Origin of the sequence: Bradyrhizobium sp. SZCCHNRI2009 (genome assembly GCF_032485115.1) — a bacterium.
Lineage (GTDB): Bacteria > Pseudomonadota > Alphaproteobacteria > Rhizobiales > Xanthobacteraceae > Bradyrhizobium.
On record NZ_JAUEUH010000010.1, the window covers coordinates 15,625 to 33,020 of the forward strand.

17 protein-coding genes are annotated in these 17,396 nt (G+C 65.4%); all 17 read left to right on the forward strand.

Going from position 1 to position 17,396, the window contains the following annotated elements; all coding sequences use genetic code 11:
• Positions 1 to 27: 27 nt before the first annotated feature.
• The 17 genes from QX041_RS28950 (at position 28) to QX041_RS29030 (ending at position 17,373) form a co-directional block, all read left to right on the forward strand.
• Complete coding sequence (locus QX041_RS28950; protein WP_315717348.1) at positions 28 to 3,168, forward strand: efflux RND transporter permease subunit; 3,141 nt, start codon at positions 28 to 30, stop codon at positions 3,166 to 3,168.
• Between the two features lie 21 nt (positions 3,169 to 3,189).
• Positions 3,190 to 3,801, forward strand: coding sequence for a TetR/AcrR family transcriptional regulator (locus QX041_RS28955; protein WP_315717347.1), 612 nt, complete (start codon positions 3,190 to 3,192; stop codon positions 3,799 to 3,801).
• 65 nt (positions 3,802 to 3,866) lie between these two features.
• A complete protein-coding gene (locus QX041_RS28960) occupies positions 3,867 to 4,490 on the forward strand; it encodes a flavin reductase family protein (RefSeq protein ID WP_315717346.1) in 624 nt (207 codons plus the stop codon).
• A gap of 46 nt (positions 4,491 to 4,536) precedes the next feature.
• Positions 4,537 to 4,965, forward strand: coding sequence for an acyl-CoA thioesterase (locus tag QX041_RS28965; RefSeq protein ID WP_315717345.1), 429 nt, complete (start codon positions 4,537 to 4,539; stop codon positions 4,963 to 4,965).
• Between the two features lie 403 nt (positions 4,966 to 5,368).
• The gene (locus QX041_RS28970; RefSeq protein ID WP_315717344.1) at positions 5,369 to 5,611 is read left to right on the forward strand and encodes a hypothetical protein; all 243 of its coding nucleotides are present in this window, start codon (positions 5,369 to 5,371) and stop codon (positions 5,609 to 5,611) included.
• A gap of 159 nt (positions 5,612 to 5,770) precedes the next feature.
• On the forward strand, positions 5,771 to 5,962 hold the full coding sequence (locus tag QX041_RS28975) for a hypothetical protein (protein WP_315717343.1): 192 nt from the start codon (positions 5,771 to 5,773) through the stop codon (positions 5,960 to 5,962).
• Positions 5,963 to 6,105: 143 nt separating this feature from the next.
• Positions 6,106 to 6,939, forward strand: a complete 834-nt coding sequence (locus QX041_RS28980; RefSeq protein WP_315717342.1) for a DeoR/GlpR family DNA-binding transcription regulator — start codon at positions 6,106 to 6,108, stop codon at positions 6,937 to 6,939.
• Between the two features lie 153 nt (positions 6,940 to 7,092).
• Positions 7,093 to 8,646: a glycerol-3-phosphate dehydrogenase gene (glpD, locus tag QX041_RS28985; protein WP_316167409.1), complete on the forward strand. Its 1,554-nt coding sequence runs from the start codon at positions 7,093 to 7,095 to the stop codon at positions 8,644 to 8,646.
• On the forward strand, positions 8,643 to 9,725 hold the full coding sequence (locus QX041_RS28990) for an ABC transporter ATP-binding protein (protein ID WP_315717340.1): 1,083 nt from the start codon (positions 8,643 to 8,645) through the stop codon (positions 9,723 to 9,725). Before glpD ends, QX041_RS28990 begins: the two co-directional genes overlap by 4 nt.
• Before the next feature lie 12 nt (positions 9,726 to 9,737).
• A complete protein-coding gene (locus tag QX041_RS28995) occupies positions 9,738 to 10,820 on the forward strand; it encodes an ABC transporter ATP-binding protein (protein ID WP_315717339.1) in 1,083 nt (360 codons plus the stop codon).
• A 3-nt stretch (positions 10,821 to 10,823) separates the two neighbouring features.
• Positions 10,824 to 11,726 carry a sugar ABC transporter permease gene (locus QX041_RS29000; RefSeq protein WP_315717338.1) on the forward strand — a complete coding sequence of 301 codons (903 nt, stop codon included), beginning with the start codon at positions 10,824 to 10,826 and terminating at the stop codon, positions 11,724 to 11,726.
• On the forward strand, positions 11,726 to 12,532 hold the full coding sequence (locus QX041_RS29005) for a carbohydrate ABC transporter permease (RefSeq protein ID WP_315717337.1): 807 nt from the start codon (positions 11,726 to 11,728) through the stop codon (positions 12,530 to 12,532). Before QX041_RS29000 ends, QX041_RS29005 begins: the two co-directional genes overlap by 1 nt.
• A gap of 187 nt (positions 12,533 to 12,719) precedes the next feature.
• Complete coding sequence (locus QX041_RS29010; protein WP_315717336.1) at positions 12,720 to 13,049, forward strand: DUF2160 domain-containing protein; 330 nt, start codon at positions 12,720 to 12,722, stop codon at positions 13,047 to 13,049.
• 123 nt (positions 13,050 to 13,172) lie between these two features.
• On the forward strand, positions 13,173 to 14,915 hold the full coding sequence (locus QX041_RS29015; protein WP_315717375.1) for an ABC transporter substrate-binding protein: 1,743 nt from the start codon (positions 13,173 to 13,175) through the stop codon (positions 14,913 to 14,915).
• 335 nt (positions 14,916 to 15,250) lie between these two features.
• Entirely contained in the window at positions 15,251 to 16,027 is a 777-nt protein-coding gene (gene exbB / locus QX041_RS29020) for a tonB-system energizer ExbB (RefSeq protein WP_315827007.1), read from the forward strand.
• A 3-nt stretch (positions 16,028 to 16,030) separates the two neighbouring features.
• Complete coding sequence (gene exbD / locus QX041_RS29025; RefSeq protein ID WP_316167411.1) at positions 16,031 to 16,456, forward strand: TonB system transport protein ExbD; 426 nt, start codon at positions 16,031 to 16,033, stop codon at positions 16,454 to 16,456.
• Positions 16,453 to 17,373, forward strand: a complete 921-nt coding sequence (locus tag QX041_RS29030; RefSeq protein ID WP_316167412.1) for a TonB family protein — start codon at positions 16,453 to 16,455, stop codon at positions 17,371 to 17,373. The genes exbD and QX041_RS29030 overlap by 4 nt, the downstream gene beginning before the upstream one ends.
• The last annotated feature ends 23 nt before the right edge of the window (positions 17,374 to 17,396 follow it).

Below are 17,396 nucleotides of genomic sequence, written 5' to 3' on the forward strand. Positions count from 1 at the left end.
GCGATATCGGATCATCGGAGAGCACCCATGAAGCGGTTCAACCTGTCGGCCTGGGCGGTCAATCATCCGCCGCTGGTGCTGTTCCTGATCATCGCGCTCGGCGTCGCCGGCTTCTTCTCCTATCAGAAGCTCGGCCGTGCCGAAGATCCGTTCTTCACCGTCAAGGTCGTCAACGTCTCGGTGATGTGGCCGGGCGCGACGGCGGCCGAGATGCAGAGCCAGGTCGCCGACCCCATCGAGAAGAAGCTGCAGGAGCTGCCTTACTTCGAGAAGGTGCAGACCTATTCGAAGCCGGCCTTCACCGCGATGCAGGTGACCTTCCGCGATTCGACGCCGCCGGCAGAGGTGCCGCATCTGTTCTACCTGATCCGCAAGAAGCTCGACGACGTGCAGTCGTCGCTGCCGTCGGGCATCGTCGGGCCGTTCGTCAATGACGAGTTCTCCGACGTCGATTCCATCTTGTTCATGATGACCGGCGACGGCGCCGATTATGCGCAATTGAAGAAGACCGCCGAAGGCCTGCGCCAGCGCCTGCTCAAGGTCACCGGCGTCACCAAGGTCAATCTCTACGGCACCCAGGACGAGCGCATCTATGTCGAGTTCAGCCATGCCAAGCTCGCCACGCTCGGCATCACACCGCAGGCCCTGTTCGATTCGTTGGCCAAGCAGAACAATGTGACCCCGGCCGGCACGGTCGAGACCTCGTCGCAGCGCGTGCCGCTGCGCGTTACCGGCGCGCTCGACGGCGCCAAGGCGGTGGCGGAGACGCCGGTCGAAAGCAACGGACGCGTGTTCCGGCTCGGCGACATCGCGACCGTCACCCACGGCTACGTCGATCCGCCGAGCTTCAAGGTGCGGCAGGAGGGCAAGCCCGCGCTCGGCATCGGCGTGGTCACGGCCAAGGAGGCCAACATCCTGGAGCTCGGCAAGGAGGTGCACGCCGCCGCCGACGATTTCATGAAGGCGGTGCCGCAGGGCATCGAGATCGAGCAGATCGCAGACCAGCCCAAGGTGGTCGAGCACGCCGTCAGCGAGTTCGTGCACTCGTTCGTCGAGGCGCTGGTGATCGTGTTGTTCGTCTCGTTCCTGGCGCTGGGATGGCGCACCGGCATCGTGGTGGCGCTGTCGGTGCCGCTGGTGCTCGGACTCGTCTTCATCGTCATGAACATCATGGGGCTCAACCTGCACCGCATCTCGCTCGGCGCCCTCATCATCGCGCTCGGCCTGCTGGTCGACGATGCCATCATCGCGGTCGAGATGATGGTGGTGAAGATGGAGCAGGGCTGGGACCGGATGCGCGCCGCGTCGTTTGCCTGGGAATCCACCGCGTTCCCGATGCTGACCGGCACCCTGGTCACGGCCGCCGGCTTCCTGCCGATCGGCTTTGCCAATTCGGCGGTCGGCGAATATGCCGGCAGCATCTTCTGGATCGTCGCCATCGCGCTGGTCGCGTCGTGGTTCGTCGCGGTGATCTTCACGCCCTATATCGGCGTCAAGCTGCTGCCCGACATCAAGGTTCATCACGACCATGATGAGCACGCGATCTACGATACGCGCATGTATCGCGGCCTGCGCCGCGTGATCCGCTGGTGCGTCGATCACCGCATCACCACAGTCGCTGCGACGGTCGGCGTGTTCGCGGCATCGATCGTGGCCTTCGGCCACGTCCAGCAGCAGTTCTTCCCGCTGTCGGAACGCCCCGAGCTGTTCCTGCAGTTGCGGCTGCCGGAGGGCACCGCATTCGGTGTCACCGAGAAGGCTGCCAAATCAGCAGAGAAGCTGCTCAAGGACGACAAGGACATCGAGACCTACACCGCCTATGTCGGGCAGGGCTCGCCGCGGTTCTGGCTCGGCCTCAACCCGCAACTTCCGAACGAGGCCTTCGCCGAGATCGTGATCGTCGCCAAGGACGTCGCCGCGCGCGAGCGCATCAAGGCCAAGATCGAGACCGCGGCTGCGAATGGCGAGCTGAACGAAGCGCGCGTCCGCGTCGATCGCTTCAATTTCGGTCCGCCGGTCGGCTTCCCGGTCCAGTTCCGCGTCATTGGCCCGGATGCGGCGAAGGTGCGCGAGATCGCCCATCAGGTGCGCGACGTCATGCGCCAGAACCCGAATGTCAGGGATCCGCAGCTCGACTGGAACGAGCAGTCGCCCTACCTCAAGCTGGTCGTCGACCAGGATCGTGCCCGCGCGCTCGGCCTGACCCCGCAGGACGTGTCGCAGTCGCTGGCGATGCTGATCTCCGGCGTGCAGGTCACGACCATCCGTGACGGCATCGAGAAGGTCGGCGTCGTCGCCCGTGCGGCGCCGTCCGAACGGCTGGATCTCGCCCATGTCGGCGACCTCACCATCACCTCGAAGAACGGCGTGGCCGTGCCGCTGCAGCAGATCGCCAAGATCGAGTATTCCCACGAGGAGCCGATCCTGTGGCGTCGCAACCGCGACATGGCGATCACGGTGCGCGCCGACGTGGCGGATGGCGTCCAGGCGCCGGATGTCACCAACCAGATCTCGCCGAAGCTGCAGGATATCCGCAACCACCTCGCGCCCGCCTACCGGATCGAGGCCGGCGGCGCGTTCGAGGAATCCGCCAAGGGCAATGCCTCGATCTTCGTGCTGTTTCCGCTGATGGTCATCGTGATGCTGACCCTGCTGATGATCCAGCTGCAGAGCTTCTCACGGCTGATCCTGGTGTTCCTGACCGCGCCGCTCGGCATCGTCGGCGCCTCGCTCGGGCTCAATGTCGCCAACGCGCCGTTCGGCTTCGTGGCGCTGCTCGGCCTGATCGCGCTCGCCGGCATGATCATGCGCAACGCGGTGATCCTGGTCGATCAGATCGAGACCGACGTTGCCCATGGCCTGACCCGTAAGGAGGCGATCATCGAGGCCACGGTGCGCCGTGCCCGCCCCGTGGTGCTGACCGCGCTCGCCGCGATCCTCGCCATGATCCCGCTGTCGCGCTCGGCGTTCTGGGGCCCGATGGCGATCACCATCATGGGCGGGTTGTTCGTTGCAACCTTCCTGACGCTGCTGTACTTGCCTGGATTGTATGCCCTATGGTTCCGCAAGAGTCTGGACGAGCGCGGAGCGAAAGACGCGGATCATTCCGCAGCGCAGCACACTGACGTGCCGAGGCCCGCGCTTCCTCTGGCCGAGGCCGCCGAATGAAGGACCAACAAGATCGCAGGCATGATGACCCTGGTTTCCGACCATATCGAATCCGATACGCACGAGCGCATTCTCGTCGTTGCTGAGCGCCTGTTTCGACAGATCGGCTACCAGAAGACGACCGTCGCCGACATCGCCAAGGAGCTCCGTATGAGCCCGGCGAATGTCTACCGGTTCTTCGACTCCAAGAAGGCGATCCACCGGGGGGTCGCCCACACGCTGATGGCCCAGGTCGAGGCGGCCGCCATCATGATCGCGGAGCGGCCCGGCCCGGCGGCGCCGCGGCTGCGCGAGCTGCTCGGCACGATCCATCGCATGAACACCGAGCGCTATGTCGGCGACAGCAAGCTGCACGAGATGGTCGCGGTGGCGATGGAGGAGAGCTGGGACGTCTGCGAGGCGCACATGCTGCTGATCACCGAAATCATCGGCCGGGTGATCGGGCAGGGCGCGGCGTCCGGCGAATTCGCGGTCACCGATCTGCCGCTGGCGGCAAAATGTGCGACGACCGCGATGATGCGCTTCTTCCATCCGCAGATGATCGCGCAATGCGCGACCAAGCCGGGCCCGACGATCGACGAGATGATCGATTTCGTGCTGTCAGGCCTTGGTTCCAGGCGCGCTGCAAGCTAAGTTCGCCGTCATTCGAGCGAAGCTTCGTCGCTTGCGCTCCCCGCAATGACGGAAGGGACGACGGCGTGACCGAACGGGATCTGCATTTCTACGAACCGAAGAACGGCCACGGCCTGCGCCACGATCCCTTCAACGCCATCGTCGCGCCGCGTCCGATCGGCTGGATCTCGTCGCGTGATCCGGACGGTCACGTCAACCTTGCGCCGTACAGCTTTTTCAACGCCTTCAACTACACGCCGCCGATCATCGGCTTCTCCTCGACGCAGTGGAAGGACTCGGTCGCCAACATCCAGGACACCGGCGAGTTCGTCTGGAACCTGGTGACGCGCGGCTTGGCGACGCAGATGAATGCGACCGCCGCGCATGTCGCGCGCGAGGTCGACGAGTTCAAGCTTGCGGGCGTGACGCCGGTAGCTTGCAAGTTCGTCAACGTGCCGCGCGTCGGCGAAAGCCCTGTCGCGTTCGAGTGCAAGGTGACGCAGATCATCCAGCTGCAGGGCGCCGACGGTGCCAAGGCGCAGGCCTGGCTGACGCTCGGCGAGGTGGTCGGCGTGCATATCGACAAGACGCTGATCAAGGATGGCGTCTACCAGACGGCGCTGGCGCATCCGATCGTCCGTGCCGGGCGTCGCGGCGACTATTTCGAGATCATGCAGGAGGCGATGTTCGAAATGGCGAGGCCGGACTGACGGACTTGCGCCTCTTGAACGCTGCTGCAATTGGAGACCACCCGACGTGACCGAAGCGACCGTCCATGCCGCGCTGTCCGCGCCGACCGAGCCCCGCGGCGATCTCTGCATCCGCACCCTGGCGATGCCGGCCGACACCAATGCCAATGGCGACATCTTCGGCGGCTGGCTGCTCAGCCAGATGGACGTCGGCGGCGGCGTGTACGCCGCCAAGGTCGCGAAGTCGCGCACGGTGACGGTCGCGATCGAGGCGATGAACTTCCGCAAGGCGGTGTATGTCGGCGATCTCGTTTCGGTCTATGCGCATCTCGTCCGCGTCGGCCGCACCTCGATGACGGTGCGTCTCGAAGCCTGGGTGCTGCGCCGGAAGGAGGAGCAGCCGATCCTCGTCACCGACGGCAACTTCACCTACGTGTCGATCGACGACGATGGCCGGCCGCAGCCGATCCGGCGCGACGGCTCCGTCACAGCCTGATCACATTCGCGGTCTGTCGGCGCAAGTAACCTCTGTTAATCCGCCGCATATGTCGCTCGCTCGGCATAAGGAACCGCGATCCGGCGATACGCGTTTGTTTGGGGCGGGCGGGACGGAGACGCGAAGGCCGAGCATGCGCGCTCGGCGTCTGCCGCGATCACTCTCGCGCGAGATGCGCCTTGTCCACAGGGCGAGCGTCTTTACGATAATTGCAAGTTCTGGTTGCTTGGCTGCGCGTTGCCGCGTCTCTGCCGTATTGCGTGCTTCGAGTGGCACATTCGGACGAGCAGCGCTGACGGCAGTTCGTTTTCGATCCACAAGGCAAAAAATGCCAGCCGGAAAAAATTGCCGGCACAGAGGAAACGGCGGGGGCGTGTTGCGCGAACAGGGTGGGAGGAAGTCCATGTCGGACGTTGACGAGAAACTGACCTTGCAGGTCCTGAAGAAGCTGCAGCAGCGGCTTCTCCACGCCGAGCGCAGGATTTGCGTCTACGAGAATCAGCTCAGCGCGTTTCGTGAACATCACGTCGAGGTGTTGAGGGATCTGCGTACGATCTATCAGTTGCTCGGTCAGCATCAACACCGTCTCGGCGGAGCCGATGCGTCGCTGCGCAAGGTGACGCTCGTGCCGGATGATCCGCACTGATTCGACATGGGTCACGGCGTGAGTGCGTGCAGCGCAGCCAACATAACATCCACACAATTTCCTGTTGGCATTCACATCGGAATGGCCGGTGGCTCCCTGCACGGAACATTCGTCATGGAGCTCGGTTATACGCCCCGGAATGAACGACGGGATTGCGCAATGTCCGACACCTACATCATCGAGGTCAGCTCCCAGGCGGCGGGGATCGTCGTCCGTGATCGCGGCGGCTTCCGCTTCTTCGCGGCGTCCCATCGCTTCAATGCCCTCGAGGGCCAGGTGTTTCGCAATGCCCGCGAAGCCGAACGCGCCGCGATTCGGCTCGTGACCGGCGAGCTGAGCGCAGCCGCCTGAGCAGACGGGCGCACACGGCGGACGTCAGCCGGACCAGACCGCCGCGACGTTTCAGGCGATTGCTGCGATGCGCCCAATGCTTGCCGATTGACGCTTGACTCGATCAGCATCACCATGGTGCAGCTTGTCCCCGAAAGCTTGCCATGGCCGTCCTCTCTCAACGCCAGACCGACATCCTCAACATCGCGCGCGCCTCCGGCCGCGTCATGGTGGAGGATCTCGCGCGCCGCTTCGAAGTCTCGGCCCAGACCATCCGCAAGGACCTCAACGATCTGTGCGAGCAGCGCGCGCTGACGCGCATCCATGGCGGGGCCATCATCGCCTCCGGGGTCGAGAATCTCGCCTACGAGGCGCGGCGCTTCGTCGCTGCCGAGGAGAAGAAGGCGATCGGTGCGGTCGCAGCCGCGCGGATTCCGAACGGCTCCTCGCTGTTCATCAATATCGGCACCACGACGGAGGAGGTGGCGAGCGCGCTGTCGTCGCACCAGGACCTGCTCGTCATCACCAACAATCTCAACGTCGCGATGCTGCTCTATCCGCATCCGCGCATCGAGGTGATCGTGGCCGGCGGCACGGTGCGGCGCTCAGACGGCGGCGTGATCGGATCGACCGCGACGCAGCTGATCGGCCAGTTCAAGGTCGACTATGCGATCATCGGCGCATCCGCGATCGACGAGGAAGGCGCGCTGCTCGACTTCGACTATCGCGAGGTCCAGGTGGCGCAGGCGATCATCGCCAATGCCCGCAGCGTGATGCTGGTGGCCGATTCCACCAAGCTCCACCGCAGCGCGCCGGTGCGCATCGCCCATCTCAGCCAGATCCAGACCTTCGTCACCGACCGGCCGCTGCCGGACGGACTGGCCAGCCTCTGCCATAGCCGCGGCATCGAGGTGGTCTCGGCGATGTCCGCCGACGAGGCCGACGACGCCGTAGAGGCAACCGAAACGGCGGGGTCCGCCGTGCTCCGCCGCGCCTGACTTTCCGCCACTCTCGCAGGCTCCTTGATCCCGGTTTGGGCAGGTTTTGCCCAACCGCGGCCCAACATGCGAATTTCGATTTGCTTTCACTTTCGTTTGTGTTTAACTCGAAACCGAAAGTGAAATCGCCGCAGTCAAGGCGATTGCCGGGGGATGCGTCTGTTGGAGCGGATCTACGACCTCGCCATTATCGGAGGCGGCGTGAACGGTTGCGGCATCGCGCGCGATGCGGCCGGACGCGGAAATTCCGTTTTCCTTTGTGAAATGAATGATCTGGCGAGCGGAACCTCGTCCTGGTCGACCAAGCTCGTGCATGGCGGCCTGCGCTATCTCGAATATTACGAGTTCCGGCTGGTCCGCGAGGCGCTGATCGAGCGCGAAGTCCTGTGGCAGATCGCGCCCCACATCATCCGTCCGCTGCGCTTCGTGCTGCCGCATCATTCGGGGCTGCGCCCGGCCTGGCTGCTGCGCCTCGGCCTGTTCCTCTATGACCATCTCGGCGGCCGCAAGCTGCTGCCGCCGACGCGGTCGGTGAACCTGCGCAGCGACGAGGTCGGCCGCCCCTTGATCCCCGGGCGCTACAGCAAGGGCTTCGAATATTCCGACTGCTTCGTCGACGATGCGCGTCTGGTCGTGCTGACCGCGCGGGATGCTGCCGATCGCGGCGCCGTCATCCGCACCCGCGCCCGTGCGACCGAGATCCGTCAGGATGGCGGCCATTGGCTGGTCACGACCGATAACACGCAGACCGGCGAGCGCGAGACCATCAAGGCGCGCGCGCTGGTCAATGCCGCCGGTCCCTGGGTCGAGCAGGTGCTGGCGACCGGCGCCGGCGTCAATGCCAAGGCCAAGGTGCGGCTGGTGCAGGGCTCGCACATCGTGGTGCGCAAGCTCTACGATCACGATCGCGCCTACATCTTCCAGAACGCCGACGGCCGTATCATCTTCGCCATTCCCTATCAGCAGGATTTCACGCTGATCGGCACCACCGATCGCGACTATCAGGGTGATCCGGCCAAGGTGAAGGCGACCGACGAGGAGATCGCCTATCTCTGCGCCGCGCTCGGGGAATATCTCGCCAAGCCGGTGACGCCGGCCGACGTTGTGTGGAGCTATTCCGGCGTGCGTCCGCTCTATGACGACGGCGCCTCCGAGGCCAAGGCGGCGACCCGCGACTACGTGTTCGAGCTCGATACGCCCGGCGGCTTGCCGCTGCTGTCGATCTATGGCGGCAAGATCACCACCTACCGGCGCCTGTCGGAAGAGGCGCTGGAGCGTCTCGCGCCCTATCTGAAAGGGGGCAAGGCGGAGGAGGGATGGACCGGCAAGGCGTCGCTGCCCGGCGGCGACATGAAGGTTTCGGCCGTCGGGCCGTTGATTGCGGATCTCCGCAAGACCTATCCGTTCCTGTCGGATGCACATGCGAAGCGGATCGCCCATGCCTATGGCACGCGGGCTGCGGCCATGCTCGCCGGTGCGACATCTTTGGCCGATCTCGGCCAGGATTTCGGTGGCACCTTGACGGAGCGTGAAGTCAGGTACCTGATGACGAACGAGTGGGCGTTGACGGCCGAGGACATCGTGTGGCGGCGATCGAAGCTGGGGTTGCGGATGTCGGCGGCTGAGATCGCCGCGCTCGATGCGTGGATCACAGCCAATCGCGAGCGCTCCGCCGTGCCGGCGCGCGAGGCGGGAGGGCGCGCATGAGCGTGACGCTCGATCACGTCTCCCGAATTGTCGACGGCGTGACCACCATTCGCGACGTCTCGCTGACGTTGCAGCGCGGTACGCTGAGCGTGCTGCTCGGGCCGACGCTGTCCGGCAAGACCTCGATCATGCGGCTGCTCGCCGGCCTCGACCGGCCGACCACGGGGCGGGTGCTGGTCGACGGCAAGGACGTCACCGGCGCCGACGTGCGGCAGCGCTCGGTCGCGATGGTCTATCAGCAGTTCATCAACTATCCCTCGCTCTCGGTCTATGAGAACATCGCTTCGCCGTTGCGCGTGCAAGGCAAGTCGCGCCAGGAGATCGAGAAGCGCGTGGCGGAAGCAGCCCGGCTGCTCCGGCTCGAGCCCTATCTGAAGCGTACGCCGCTGCAGCTCTCCGGCGGCCAGCAGCAGCGCACCGCGATCGCGCGCGCCCTGGTGAAGGGTGCGGACCTCGTGCTGCTGGACGAGCCGCTCGCCAATCTCGACTACAAGCTGCGCGAGGAGCTGCGCACCGAGCTGCCGCGCATCTTCGAGGCATCCGGCGCAATCTTCGTCTACGCCACCACCGAGCCGTCGGAGGCGCTGCTGCTCGGCGGCCGCACCATCTGCATGTGGGAAGGGCAGGCGCTGCAGGCCGGCGATACTGCGGCCGTGTATCGCCGACCCGACACCTTGCGTGTCGGCCAGGTGTTCTCGGACCCGCCGATGAATACGGTCGAGATCCAGAAGCGCGGCGAGAGCGTGGAGTACGCCGGCGGGGTCAAGGCGCCGGCGGTAGGCCTCTATGCTGATCTGCCCGATGGCGCCTATCGCGTGGGCTTCCGCCCGCATCAGCTCGGGCTTGGCAAAGGCGATGGCAGCCACGGCCGCCATGCCTTTCCTGCGATCGTCTCGGTCACCGAGATCACGGGATCGGAGAGCTTCGTGCATCTGACGCGCGACGGCATGAACTGGGTCTCCGTGCTGCACGGCGTCCATGAATACGAGCCCGGCGAGATCCTCGACGCGGTGCTCGATCCGTCCAATGTGTTCGTGTTCGACGCTGGCGACCGCCTGGTCGCCGCGCCGGCGATCTGAGGGAGATGCCGCATGGCCCGCATTGACCTCGTCGATCTCGCCCACGCCTACAACGGCAACAGCGGCGATATCGAGAGCTACGCGCTGAAGCCGGTGACGATGACCTGGCGCCAGGGCGGCGCCTATGCGCTGCTCGGCCCGTCCGGCTGCGGCAAGACCACGCTGCTCAACTTGATCTCCGGCATTCTGACGCCTTCGCACGGCAAGATCCTGTTCGACGGCACCGACATCACCAAAGCCTCGACCCGCGAGCGCAACATCGCGCAGGTGTTCCAGTTTCCGGTGATCTACGACACCATGACGGTCGGCGAGAACCTCGCCTTTCCGCTCAAGAACCGCGGCGTGCCGAAAGCGGAGATCGACAAGCGCGTCGCCGAGATCGCGCGGCTCTTGGACCTGACGCCGGACCTCCATCGCAAGGCGACACGGCTCACCGCCGACGCCAAGCAGAAGATCTCGCTCGGCCGCGGCCTGGTGCGCTCCGACGTCGCCGCCGTGTTGTTCGACGAGCCGCTGACCGTGATCGATCCCGAGCTGAAATGGCAGCTCCGCTCGAAGCTGAAGGCGCTGCATCGCGAGCTCGACCTGACGATGATCTACGTCACCCACGACCAGACCGAGGCGCTGACCTTCGCCGACACCGTCGTCGTGATGCACGACGGCCGCGTGGTGCAGAGCGGCACGCCGGCGGAATTGTTCGACAAGCCCGCGCACACCTTCGTCGGCTACTTCATCGGCTCGCCCGGCATGAACATCCTCTCCGCCGAGGTGAAGGGCCGCGAGGCCCGCATCGATGGCCACACCCTGACGCTGTCGCGCAGCTACGACGCGCTGCCGGCCGGCGCCAAGATCGAGATCGGCGTCCGCCCGGAATTCGTCGATGTCGCTCAACCCGGACCGGGCCTGCTCGACGCCAATATCGAACGCGTCGACGATCTCGGCCGCATCCGTTTCGCCCGCGTTCGCGTCGGCGACGTCAAGTTCGCCGCGCGCCTGCCGGCCGGCTTCTCGCCGCAGGGCTCGGCGATCGGGCTGAAGTTCGATCCAGCCTATGTCCACGTCTATGCCGACAGCCGTCTCGTCGAGGGAGCCTGAGTGATGGACAAGACCATCAACAACAAGGCCTGGTTCCTGGTGCTGCCGGTGTTCCTGCTGGTGGCGTTCTCCGCTGTCCTGCCGCTGATGACGGTGGTGAACTATTCGATGCAGGACACGTTCGGCAACAACCAGTTCTTCTGGAATGGCGTCGGCTGGTTCAAGGAGCTGCTCGATCCCTCGACCGATCTCGGCGGCCGCTTCCTCGCCTCGCTCGGGCGTAACCTGATCTTCTCGCTCGCGATCCTGGCCATCGAGGTTCCGCTCGGAATCGTCGTGGCGCTGTCGATGCCGCGGGGCGGATGGACCGTGGCGTTCTGCCTCGTCGTGCTGGCGCTGCCGCTTCTGATTCCGTGGAACGTGGTCGGCACGATCTGGCAGATCTTCGGCCGCTCCGACATCGGCCTGCTCGGCTACACGCTCAACGCCATCGGCCTGGACTACAATTACGTCTCCAACGACGCCGACGCCTGGTTCACGGTCATCTTGATGGACGTCTGGCACTGGACCAGCCTGGTAGCGCTGCTGTGCTATGCCGGCCTGAAGTCGATCCCCGACGCCTATTATCAGGCTGCGCAGATCGACGGCGCCTCGCGCTGGGCGGTGTTCACCGCGATCCAGCTGCCCAAGATGCATCGCGTGCTGCTGATCGCCGTGCTGCTGCGCTTCATGGACAGCTTCATGATCTACACCGAGCCGTTCGTCGTCACAGGCGGCGGGCCGGGCAATTCGACGACCTTCATCTCGATCGAGCTCGTCAAGATCGCGCTCGGCCAGTTCGATCTCGGCAAGGCGGCTGCCCTGTCGCTGGTCTACAATCTGATCATCCTGATCGTCTGCTGGGTGTTCTACACCATCATGACCAATGCCGGCGCCGAGCGGCGGCCGGTGAAAGGGGGCGCGTGATGAACACCATTCCGGGCCGTCGGATCATCATCTCGCTATTCCTGGTCTTCCTGCTGTTGCCGATCTATTGGCTCGTCAACATGAGCTTCAAGACCAACAACGAGATCGTCACCACGATGAACTTGTGGCCGCATCAGCCGACGCTGGCCAACTACATGCGCATCTTCACCGACGAGAGCTGGTATTCCGGCTACATCAACTCGCTGAAATACGTGATCATCAACACGGTGATCTCGATCCTCGTGGCGCTGCCGGCCGCCTATGCATTCTCGCGGTACCGCTTCCTCGGCGACAAGCACCTGTTCTTCTGGCTGCTGTCGAACCGCATGGCGCCGGCTGCGGTCTACGCGCTGCCGTTCTTCAATCTGTATTCGGCGATCGGCCTGTTCGATACGCCCTGGGCGGTGGCGCTGGCGCATTGCATCTTCAATATCCCGCTCGCGGTCTGGATCCTCGAAGGCTTCGTGTCGTCGGTGCCGCGCGAGATCGACGAGACGGCGTTCCTTGACGGCTACTCGTTTCCGCGCTTCTTCGTGAAGATCCTGGTGCCGCTGATCGCGAGCGGCATCGGCGTCGCCGCCTTCTTCTGCTTCATGTTCTCCTGGGTCGAACTGCTGCTTGCGCGCACGCTGACCTCCGTCGACGCCAAGCCGATCTCGGCGGTGATGACGCGCACCGTCTCGGCGTCCGGCATGGATTGGGGCCTGCTCGCGGCTGCCGGCGTGCTCACGATCATCCCCGGCGCGCTCGTCATCTGGTTCGTCCGCAACTACATCGCGCGCGGCTTCGCGCTGGGACGGGTGTGATGACGCACGCTTGTTGCCACGGCCTCCGTTCCGCCTCCCCCGCTTGCGGGGGAGGCCGTATCGCATCGTCAGATGCGATACGGGTGGGGGCATCTCTCCTCTCGGGCGCTCCGACGCGCGGCGCCCCCACCCCAACCCTCCCCCGCAAGCGGGGGAGGGGGCCCATTACCGCCTGGAGCCGATAGCCATGAACAGCATCGCATGGATGGCATGGACCTTGCCGACCGCGATCTTCTTTGCTGCGCTCGCATGCACGCTCGGCGTCATGATCGTGCTCGCCGCGCGCTACCCGGAGGCCGAGCGGGTCGGCGTGCTGCGCATCCCGACCACGCGCGGCGACCGGCTGTTCATCTCGCTGATCTCGGCCGCCGTCATTCATCTCGTATGGATCGGTCTGGTCGGCACCGACACGATTGCGACCTTGCCGATCGGCGAGGAAGGGTTTGAGGTTTCGAGCCTGTGGCTCGCGACCGCAATTTCGCTTGCATCAGCCGTTGCGATCTTCCGCACCGTCTGACGCAGGTGAAAAGGGGCAGATCCGGGGGCAACCCGGACCTGGATACGTCTGTCGCTCAAGGAGGAAAGCATGCGACACTTGAAACCTAGGAAGCATCACCTGACCAAGGCGAGCTATCTCGCGATGACCAGCGCTGCTGCGCTGTTCGCCGCCACTATGACGCTGTCCGTGCCGGCACGTGCGGACGACGCCACGATCCAGAAGTGGATCGACAGCGAATTCCAGCCTTCGACGCTGTCGAAGGAAGAGCAGAAGAAGGAGCTCGAGTGGTTCGCGAAGGCCGCCGAGCCCTTCAAGGGCATGGAGATCAACGTCGTCTCCGAGACCATCACGACTCACGAATACGAGTCGAAGACTCTCGCCAAGGCGTTCAGCGAAATCACCGGCATCAAGCTCAAGCACGACATTATCCAGGAAGGTGACGTCGTCGAGAAGCTGCAGACCCAGATGCAGTCCGGCAAGAACGTCTATGACGGCTGGATCAACGACTCCGACCTGATCGGCACCCACTTCCGTTACGGCCAGACGATCGCGCTGTCGGACTACATGAAGGGCGAAGGCAAGGACGTCACCGATCCGATGCTCGACGTCAACGACTTCATCGGCAAGTCGTTCACGACCGCGCCGGACGGCAAGCTCTATCAGCTGCCCGACCAGCAGTTCGCGAACCTGTATTGGTTCCGCTACGACTGGTTCACCAATCCGGACTACAAGGCCAAGTTCAAGGCCAAGTATGGCTACGACCTCGGCGTGCCCGTGAACTGGTCGGCCTATGAGGACATCGCCGAGTTCTTCACCAACGACATCAAGGAGATCAACGGCGTCAAGGTCTATGGCCACATGGACTATGGCAAGAAGGATCCCTCGCTCGGCTGGCGCTTCACCGACGCCTGGCTGTCGATGGCCGGCAACGGCGACAAGGGCATCCCGAACGGCCTGCCGGTCGACGAATGGGGCATCCGCATGGAAGGCTGCCGTCCGGTCGGCTCGTCGATCGAGCGCGGCGGTGACACCAACGGCCCGGCGGCCGTCTACTCGATCGCGAAGTATCTCGACTGGATGAAGAAGTATGCGCCGCCGCAGGCGCAGGGCATGACCTTCTCCGAGGCCGGTCCGGTCCCGGCGCAGGGCAACGTCGCTCAGCAGATCTTCTGGTACACCGCCTTCACCGCCGACATGGTGAAGCCCGGCCTGCCGGTCGTGAATGCGGACGGCACGCCGAAGTGGCGCATGGCCCCGTCGCCGCATGGCGCGTACTGGAAGGAGGGCATGAAGCTCGGCTACCAGGACGCCGGTTCTGCGACGCTCTTGAAGTCGACCCCGCCGGATCGCCGCAAGGCCGCCTGGCTGTACCTGCAGTTCATCGTCTCCAAGACGGTGTCGCTGAAGAAGAGCCATGTCGGCCTCACCTTCATCCGTGAATCCGACATCTGGGACAAGTCGTTCACCGAGCGTGCGCCGAAGCTCGGCGGCCTGATCGAGTTCTACCGCTCGCCCGCGCGCGTGCAGTGGACCCCGACCGGCAACAACGTGCCCGACTATCCGAAGCTGGCGCAGCTGTGGTGGCAGAACATCGGCGATGCGTCGTCCGGTGCGAAGACCCCGCAGCAGGCGATGGACGCGCTCGCGGCCGCTCAGGACTCCGTCCTCGAGCGTCTGGAGAAGTCCAAGGTCCAGGGCGAGTGCGGTCCGAAACTGAACAAGAAGGAATCGGCCGAGTTCTGGTTCAACAAGTCGGCCAAGGACGGCAACATCGCTCCGCAGCGCAAGCTCGCGAACGAGAAGCCGAAGGGCGAGACGATCGACTACGACACCCTGATCAAGTCGTGGCCGGCCACCCCGCCGAAGCGCGCCGAGGCGAAGTGAGCCAACGCTCTGAAGTCATCGCCCGGCTCGACCGGGCGATCCCATCACGAAGGCCGGGAGCAATCCCGGCCTTTTCTTTTGGCCCAGAGGCGAGGGGCTTCCCGTTCCATTCGGGAATTATTCCCGGGTCGCCTGGGACAACTTCCACGCAGCAAGTGCCTTGAAGCCGGTGAGGACAGGCGGCACTCTTTGACGATCGGGATTGTCGCGATCTTCGCCGTGACTTTGCCCCAACGACGCGAAACAACAAGGCCTCGACACGATCCGGCATGGCCCCATGCGATCCACGCCGGGATCGTGATCACCAACCACGGGGCCCCCGAGGGAGTACGGCCATGGATCAGGCGCACATCGCCAATATCGCGAGCACGCTGCCGGAGGCGTTGTCGCCCTGGACCATGTTCATGCAGGCCGACATCGTCGTGAAGTCGGTGATGATCGGGCTGGCGCTGGCTTCAGTCGCAACCTGGACCGTTCTGGTGGTGAAGACGATCCAGCTCCGCGCGGCGCTGCGCACCTCGCGCAGCGCGCTCGGCATCGCGATGGCCGCGCGCGCGCTGTCGGATGCGACGGGACGCATTTCCGCCGACGACGGTGTGGTCGGACGGCTGCTGGCCGTCGCCGATGACGAAATCGACAAGTCGCGTGGCCTCCCCGCCGATGGCATCAAGGAGCGTGTCTCCTGGCAGTTCGAGCGGATCGAGGCGGCGGCGGTGGCGCGCATCGGCCGCGGCATCGGCATTCTCGCCACGGTCGGCGCGGTCGGGCCGTTCGTCGGCCTGTTCGGCACGGTCTGGGGCATCATGAACAGCTTCATCGGCATCTCGCATGCGCATACGACCAACCTCGCGGTGGTGGCGCCGGGCATCGCGGAGGCGCTGCTCGCCACCGCCTTCGGCCTCGCCGCGGCGATTCCCGCGGTCGTGATCTACAACCTGTTCGCGCGTGCCACCGGCGGCTATCGCGCCGTCATCGCCGATGCATCGGTGGCGGTCATGCGCCTGCTCAGCCGTGATCTCGACCGGCAGCACGCGGGGCCCACAGAGGTGCGGCGCAGCGCCATCCGCGCGGTCGACGCGCCGCTGCTGTCGATCGCCAATCCGGCGGAGTGAGCCATGGCCGTCAAGCTTGCCCGGCGCCCCGACGACTTCGAGGAGACGCACGACATCAACGTGACGCCGTTCATCGACGTCATGCTGGTGCTCCTGATCATCTTCATGGTGGGGGCACCGCTCGCCACGGTCGACGTCCCGGTCAACCTGCCGGCGATCTCGGCCGAGCCGCAGCCGCGCGCGGAGACGCCGGTCTTCGTCACCTTCAAGGCCGACCGCTCGCTCGCCGTTGGCGACCAGAGCGTGGCGCAGGCCGACATCGCCGCTTCGCTCGATGCCGCCACCAAGTCCGATCACGAGCAGCGCGTGCTGCTGCGCGCCGATCAGACGCTGCCCTATGGCGAGGTGATGGCGCTGATGAACACGTTGCGCCGCGCCGGCTACACCAAGGTCGCGCTCGTTGCCCTGGAAGACCGGGGCGCGCAGTGAGCGTTCTGACGCTCGATCCGTTCGAACACGAGCAGCGCCGGGAGCGGACGCTGTGGACCATCGCCGCGCTGGTGGTGGGCGGGCTGCACGTCGGGCTCGCCGTCGGCTATCTGCTGCTGCGTCCCGCGCCGCAGGGGCGTGCCCAGGCGCCGGCCTTCGACGTCGTGTTCACCCCGGCGGTGGTGAGCGAGCCGGCGCCGACGGCGCAGGATGCGCCGGCGTCCGAGCCGCCGCCGGTGGAGCCGCCAAAGGATGAGCCGGTGAAGGACGACCCGGTCGCGCGCGAGGCCGTCGCTGAGCCTGTCCCGGCTCCCTCCGAGCCGGAGCCGGTGCCGGATGTCGTTCCCTCGCCGGAGCCCGCGCCACAGGTCGCCCTCGCGCCCGAGCCGCCGCGTGCAGACGATGTCGTCTTGCCGCCGCCGCCACCACCGAAACCGATCGAGGCGAAACTGCCGGAGCCGAAGCCCGTTCCCGTGCCCGAGCGTGTCGAGCGCAAGCCGGTGGAGAAGAAGGAAACGAAGGAGAGGGCCGAGAGGAAGCCCGCACCGCCGAAGCCGGCTGCGGCGCCGGCGGCCCGGCCTTCACGTGTCGCGTCGGCGCCCAATCCCGGCGAGGACAGCGTCGGGGCGCGCGAGGGCCAGGCCAGTTGGAACGCCGAGGTGGTGGCGCAGATCCGCCGCGCCGCGGCCTATCCCTCCGACGGCAATGGCGCGAGCGGCACCGTCATGCTGAACGTCGTGATCGATCGTAACGGCCGGCTGCTGTCGCGGCGGCTCGCTGGAAGCTCGGGCTCGCCGGCGCTGGACCGCGCGGCGATGGGCATCATCGAACGCGCCGCGCCGTTCCCGCGCTTTCCGCCGGCGATGGCTCAGGCGCAGGTCTCGCGCACGATCCCCCTCCATCTGAGGCCGCGCTGAGCGCGGCGCCATCCAGGGCGATA